This window comes from Mesorhizobium sp. M2A.F.Ca.ET.039.01.1.1, from assembly GCF_003998035.1.
In the GTDB taxonomy this organism is placed as follows: Bacteria; Pseudomonadota; Alphaproteobacteria; order Rhizobiales; family Rhizobiaceae; genus Mesorhizobium.
This window is the reverse complement of the sequence record NZ_RZRY01000389.1, coordinates 1-6,055: the sequence shown is the minus strand read 5'-3', so window position 1 is coordinate 6,055 and position 6,055 is coordinate 1. Positions and strand designations below refer to the sequence as shown.

Annotated in this window: 6 protein-coding genes; 3 read left to right on the top strand and 3 right to left on the bottom strand. The window is 63.5% G+C overall.

The genetic code is table 11. The annotated features are described in order from the left end of the window. Positions 1 to 283: 283 nt before the first annotated feature. On the top strand, positions 284 to 799 hold the full coding sequence (locus tag EOA24_RS24645; RefSeq protein ID WP_042646161.1) for a hypothetical protein: 516 nt from the start codon (positions 284 to 286) through the stop codon (positions 797 to 799). Between the two features lie 47 nt (positions 800 to 846). Here the strand turns inward: EOA24_RS24645 and EOA24_RS24640 are convergent, their stop codons facing one another. Then, entirely contained in the window at positions 847 to 1,461 is a 615-nt protein-coding gene (locus tag EOA24_RS24640) for a hypothetical protein (RefSeq protein WP_126081687.1), read from the bottom strand. Positions 1,462 to 1,602: 141 nt separating this feature from the next. Between EOA24_RS24640 and EOA24_RS24635 the strand changes: the two genes are divergently transcribed. Further along, positions 1,603 to 2,097, top strand: coding sequence for a DUF2314 domain-containing protein (locus tag EOA24_RS24635; RefSeq protein WP_126081686.1), 495 nt, complete (start codon positions 1,603 to 1,605; stop codon positions 2,095 to 2,097). Between the two features lie 2 nt (positions 2,098 to 2,099). On the opposite strand, the gene EOA24_RS24630 is transcribed toward EOA24_RS24635, so the two are convergent. Both EOA24_RS24630 and EOA24_RS24625 read right to left on the bottom strand, forming a co-directional pair. Continuing rightward, entirely contained in the window at positions 2,100 to 3,071 is a 972-nt protein-coding gene (locus tag EOA24_RS24630) for a DUF3137 domain-containing protein (RefSeq protein WP_126081685.1), read from the bottom strand. An 81-nt stretch (positions 3,072 to 3,152) separates the two neighbouring features. Continuing rightward, positions 3,153 to 4,196 carry a CapA family protein gene (locus EOA24_RS24625; protein ID WP_126081684.1) on the bottom strand — a complete coding sequence of 348 codons (1,044 nt, stop codon included), beginning with the start codon at positions 4,194 to 4,196 and terminating at the stop codon, positions 3,153 to 3,155. Positions 4,197 to 4,341: 145 nt separating this feature from the next. On the opposite strand from EOA24_RS24625, the gene EOA24_RS24620 reads away from it, so the two are divergent. Beyond that, positions 4,342 to 5,583: a hypothetical protein gene (locus EOA24_RS24620; protein WP_245491113.1), complete on the top strand. Its 1,242-nt coding sequence runs from the start codon at positions 4,342 to 4,344 to the stop codon at positions 5,581 to 5,583. Positions 5,584 to 6,055 lie beyond the last annotated feature (472 nt).

The following is a 6,055-nucleotide window of genomic DNA, read 5'->3' as shown; positions in this document are numbered from 1 at the left end:
GGCAGGACCGTCAAAATCAAGGCCGGCCTGGCGCGACGACTTTACGGAAGTTGCTGCCTCAACCGGTTCCTGATCTGACAGGGAGGCGCTGGGAGAAATCCCAGCGCCGACTGTCTTTTTGGGCTAGCCAAGCCTGCCTGAGGCATTTTGGTCACAGTCGCCACCTGAGCAATCTTCCGAAACCTCCCGTCATCCACATTTTCACAATCGCGGCCAAATCCCGCCTTGTTCGGCATGGATTGATGCAAGTGGGGAATGGGAGCGATTTCGAAGGGACAAGACCGTGATCAAGACCGCCCTTGTCGCAATGACCATTGTCGGCTGCGACTGCGACGCGAAGCTCTGCGAATATATCGGCGAGACGCCGGCCAAATGGGCGACGATCGCCGACTGCGAAGCGGCGATGAAGAGCCAGATGCTGCACCAGCGCAATTTCAACTATCCGCTGGTTTCAGGCATCTGCCGCGTCAAGGGCTCGGCCTCTTCCTCCGAGCTTGCCGCGAAAGCCTCCAGGCCGGATCTGAAGCCCAGGAACCGCGTGGTCGAAACCATCGCCCCGCTGCCGCCCGAGCTCGACCATCGCCCAAGCGTTCCAGTGGGCGGAACCGTGACGGCCAGCGAAACGGAAGCCGCGAAGCCTGTCGCCTTCGATGGGTCGGTCGATGGCGGCCGCGCCGTGCTTTACCGCACCAAGGCAGGCTATGCCGTGGTCAAGACCGATCTCAGCCGCGCCGCCGGCGCGACGGTGGACGCGGCGAAGCGCTCGGCAAGCTGGTTGGCCGGATTGACTGGGCTGTAAGCCCATCCAATTCAGGTCAAGCCGCCTCACCTGAATATCGGCACGCCTTACAGCTTGACCTTGAGAGTCTCCCAGAATTTGTCGATCAGCGGCTGTTCGGTTTCGCCGATGCGCGTGATGAAGAGCAGCCCCTGATCGGCTATGCCGAAGCCGACGATCTCGAAATCCGCCCTGTCGGTGCGCGTCTTCACAGTGGCCTTGAGGCCTGTCAGCTCCTTGCCGTCGGCGAGTTTGCGGGTCGTCGGCTGCTGTGTCAGCTGCCCGCCTGCCTGGACCGTCTCCCTGGTCATCTCCTGCAGCATCAGCTGGTTGAGGGAGACCGGGTTCATCTTGTCATACTTCTGCACCACGACGAGGGTGCCGAGTGCCGAAGCCATGAGGTACTGGGCGATGCCGTCGCCGAGATCGGTCTTGGTGACCGAATAATTGCTGGGATGCACGAAGGAGAATGTGCCGCCGGAGAAGGTGGCGAAGTCATTGTGCTCGAGCCTCACCTTGCTGGTCTTGCCGTTGCCGAGCTTCACATCGATATCCTCGCCAGGATCGATGTCGACGGTCACGCCGTCGATGGTTAGCTTGAAGGCCTTCGGGTCCTCGGCACGGGCAGCCCCGGCGCAAAGCATGATCGCGCCGAACGCCCCAGCCGCCAGTCTCAGTCGCATGTCGTGTCCTCTCCGCGCGGTTCCGACGTAGCGCTTATCATTTTTTGATGACGGTTGGCGTGGGTCACTTTGCAACACCCGGTTGATCACATCCCCGCGATGCGGAAAGATAGCGGCCTTTCGAAAATGGGGGGCCCTTCGATGACCTTGGTTGTTCGCGCCGCGTTGTGTCTTGTCTGTCTATTGGCGCCGGCGACGGCCGACGCGCAGGCTACCGATCCGAATGACGACCGCGTGACTATATTCGCTCCGGGCGATCCGGAAATGGCAGCCGCGACAAAGCAGGCGCTTTCCAGCCTCGACGAGTTCCTCGCGCTCGCCGATAGCCCTCCGGCCGGCACGTCGCGCTTCAAGCTGAAGGTGAAGGTAAAGGACGGCAATATCACCGAGCATTTCTGGGTCGTGCCCTTTCGCCGCACCGAAGCCGGATTTGTCGGAATCCTGTCGAACCAGCCCGCCGAGGTGCATAACGTCGTGCTCGGCCAGAACATCGAATTCACCAGGGACGATATTTCCGACTGGGGCTACACCAGGAACGGCCATCAGGTCGGCAGCTTCACCGCCTGCGTGATGTTCAAAAGGATGTCGAAGGAAGAAGCCGACGACATGCGCACCAGGTTCGGCTTCGACTGCTGAGCTTAATCCAGCGCTTCGTCTCTCGCGCCGATCTTGCGCACCAGCGCAGCGGTGGCCAGCATGGCGCCGAGATCGGCGATCATCGGCGCGATATGAATGTTGTAGTCGATCGGCTGTGCAATATCCGGCAGCTCGAAGAAGTTCTTCGATCGCGGCATCAGCAGAAAGCCGTCGCTGTCGCTGAGCGCCACCCGTGCCTGGTCGTAGGGCCATGTCTCGCGCAGCCAGGTCAGCGCCTGCGCCATCCGGCCGGTCACCAGAGGCCGCGCCGCCTCGACATTGTCGGTGCGGAATTCATAGGTGTCATCGAGGTCTTCGACGCCGGATGACAGCTCCTGCATCTTGGAGGCGAACATGCCGCGGAAGAAATGCGCCACCTTGCCGGCCTTGCGCGCCGCGACCAGCGTTCCCGGGAACGGCTCGATGGTCTCAAAGGCGACAATGACGCCCTTGAAGGCGGTCGTCTCGCTTTTGGCGGAGCCTTCCCAGAGCTTCGCCTCGTAGAGCTCGAAGGGAAAATCCTCATAACGCCCGGAAATGACGTCGTCGAAGCTCTGCCGGTTGAAAGCGGCGACGGTTTCGCGCGGCATCCTGTCGAAGGAGTTCGGCCGCACGCCATGCTGATAGCGCACATCACGCACGAAGCCGAAGATCATCGGCAGCAGCGTATCGCGGAAGGACTGCTGCAGCCGGGTCGCCGGCCTCAGCGCCTGGAAATAGAGCAGCACCGCGACGATCATGCCGCCGAGATAGAGAAAGACATGCGGCGTCGAGAGCCATTGCTCGTGCGGATCGGCGGCGGCGTTGAACAGCCAGGCTATCAGCGCGACGAAGACGGCGACCAGGCCGACGAACACCGGTACCCGCCAGCGGACCTGTCTCTGGGCCGACGCCCGTTTCGCCTCATACTCCTCGATGCCGCGCCTGATGCCCGCGATCACCGCCTCGTTCGGCATGAAATCCGCTGCTTCCATGGCCATCCCCGGTCGGCGCTAAGATCGGCTTATGATAGCGGCTTTTGCGCGAAAGTCGCCTGTGCCCGCGGTGATCGGCGACTAGTCCCCGGGAGCAGGAAAAATCGCCTGCAGCCGGGCCGCAACCCGCCGCTTGAGCGCGCCGCCCAGAGCCTCCACCGGCACCAGCCGCTCGTGGTTGCCTGCTCGCAGTCGCATGAAGAAATGCTGCCGGTAGGCGGCGATCCTACCGTGCGTGGCCGGATCGGCGCTGACGTCGACCACGAATATCGAGCCGATGCGTGCGGGCCATGGCGTGCTGGCCAAGGCAGTGCCGAGGAAATCGCCGAGCCCATAAGCGGTGACCCCGCGACCGATGCGCTCGATTGGCTGCACGACATGGGCATGATGGCCGACGATCAGCCCGGCGCCCTTATCCGCCAGCAGCCTCGCCAGCGCCCGCGTCGCCTTGCGCGGAAAATGCCGGAACTCCCAGTCCCAGTGCGGCACCGCGCAGGTAAGGTCGACGCCGGACATGGCGTCGCGGGGCCATTCGGCGGTCTGCATCGAAATCCGTTCCTCAAACGGCGCGGTGTCGGTGTTGCGCCAGAGCGTAAAGGCCGCGAAGCCGATGGTCAGCGATCCGGCGGCATGACTCTGGACAGGTCCGCCGGCAACCGTGCCGATCGTCCGGATCCCGAGCCGGTCGAGCGCCGCAAGCGTTTCCACGAAACCGGCTATGCCCTGATCGAGCACGTGGTTGTTGGCCAGGGACAGAACGAGCCTGTCGCGCGCGATGCCGGCAGCTGCGAGCGCGTCCGCGAGAAAGCGCTCGCTCATCGCGTGATGCGTGCCGAGCCATGTGCCCATCGCCGCGCGTGACCGTTCGACGATCGGGCTTTCGCAATTGCCGACCACGAGGTCGGCGGATGAAAGCAGCCCAGCAATCGTCGGATCGCATTCCGGCGCATTACGGTTGGCGACCGCCGAGATGTCGCCGACAAACGCCAGCCGCACCGTCCGCATGGGCGGCGGATCGATCAACCTCGCCGCCGGCGCCACAAAACCGCTTCGGTCGCCACCGAGAGACGGTCTCAGCAGGCGTGGCAGCCAGGACAGCTTGTAGGAAAGCGGATAATTCGACACGGGCAGGTCCAGTTTTGCTTTCTCTAGACTGTCTGCCCGGCCGATTGAAGCCGGCCGCCAATCGGCGTGGGCTAGGCGACGCCACGAGCCAAATGCGTGTATGCTTGCGACGTGACGCATATGGAGGGCGATGACGATGCGTATAATGGTCCTTGCAGCAGCCTTGTTAGCATTCCTGCCGGCGTCCTTCGCCTGGGCGGAGATGCCGGACGCAGCCAAGTCCCTGTTCGAGGCGAAGAGCGTGGCAGAGCGGAACACGGCGCTGTCGACGCTGGAGGCGTCAGCGGCGAAGGACCCGGCAGCGGCCTATGCGGCCGGCGCCAGCGAGTTCTTCACCGCGCTCGAGCTCCTCGCCGGCGGCCTGCATCGCCACGGCTTCGATAGCCCGAAATCCTTCATGCTGCCGCTGATGCAGCTGCCCGTGCCCGACAATCCCAACCCGCAGCCGCTGACCTACGAAGAATTCCGCGCCATCCTGGTCTCCTTCCGCGACCGGCTGGAAAAATCCGCCGCAACGCTGGGTTCCGTCCCGGCCAACGCCGACGTCGGCATGGTCGTCGACCTCACCCGCGCTGGTATCGATCTCAACGAAGACGGCGCCATCGCGCCCGACGAAAGCTTCGCCGCGATCATGGCTTCGCTCGCGCATGGCAGCATCGACACGAGCGCTGCCGCGCCTTCGCTCACCTTCCGCTTTGATCGCGCCGACGGTTTCTGGCTGCAGGGCTATGCCGAATTCCTGATGGCGCAGGCCGATTTCTGGCTGGCCCATGATTTCAGAGCCATGTTCGACGGCTCATTCCACATGCTGTTCCCGCGGGCCAAACTGCCGCTGCAGGACGCGCTGGTGCCGCTGGACGGCGGCATGAGCGGCAACATGTTCGCCTCGGAATGGCGCTTCGCCGACTTCATCTCGCTGGTGCATCTCGTCAACTGGCCGGTGATCGAGCCGGAACGCCGGCAGGCCTCGCGGCGCCATCTGCTGGAGATGATCCGGCTGTCGCGCGAGGACTGGAAATCGATCCTGGCCGAGACCGACAATGACCGCGAATGGCTGCCCGGGCCGCAGCAGAAAGGCGCCAATCCCCTCACCGGCCTCGACGTCGGCCAGGAGCAGGTAACCGCTTGGCTCGCCACGCTCACGATGGCCGAGGATCTTCTCGAAGGCCGCGTGCTGCTGCCGCATTTCCGCATCGCCGGCAAGGGCATCAACATGAAGCGCTTCTTCGACGAGCCGAAACCCTTCGACCTCGTTCTGTCGATCACCGGCCCCGGCATCGCGCCCTATCTCGAAAGCGGCAAGATCCTCACCAGCGACGATTTCGACCAGATCCAGCGCGAGTTCGCCGGCGCCGGCTTTTTAACGTTTGCGCTGTGGTTCAATTAAGTCTTGGGTTCCTCGCGTGGCTAGGGGATGCACACATTTCCAAGCGGCTGGCCTTTGGCGATAGCGTACATGGCAGCTGGCGGATGCATTGTCTTATGGTGCGCCGGTCGACCCCCACTCCGTCTCGGCTTCGCCGAGCCACCTCTCCCCCGATCGACGGGGTAGAGGAAGGCGCCAAGCTTTTTGCCGTCAACGCTTGTCCAGCAGCGCTCCCTTCCTTTCCCTCCGGAGGGGGGAAAGGTGGCGCTGCGAAGCAGCGACGGATTGGGGGAACCACGTGGCAATCAAGCCTCGGCCTTATCAGTCACGCCAGCCACGAAAGATGTGTGCATGGCGTAGCCGGACGTGGGGGAGAGGTGGCTCGGCGAAGCCGGGACGGAGAGGGCAGCGCCGGTTCGGGTGGCGAAAGCGCCTCGAAGAGAAGGGCTTCCGCCTTACGAAGCCCCCTCTCCGTCCGTTTCGCGGACACCTC

Excerpts from the sequence above, each read along its gene's own strand:
- EOA24_RS24640 (WP_126081687.1), bottom strand. The coding sequence starts at position 1,461 with ATGCGACTGAGACTGGCGGCTGGGGCGTTCGGCGCGATCATGCTTTGC.
- EOA24_RS24635 (WP_126081686.1), top strand. The coding sequence starts at position 1,603 with ATGACCTTGGTTGTTCGCGCCGCGTTGTGTCTTGTCTGTCTATTGGCG.
- EOA24_RS24630 (WP_126081685.1), bottom strand. The coding sequence starts at position 3,071 with ATGGAAGCAGCGGATTTCATGCCGAACGAGGCGGTGATCGCGGGCATC.
- EOA24_RS24620 (WP_245491113.1), top strand. The coding sequence starts at position 4,342 with ATGGTCCTTGCAGCAGCCTTGTTAGCATTCCTGCCGGCGTCCTTCGCC.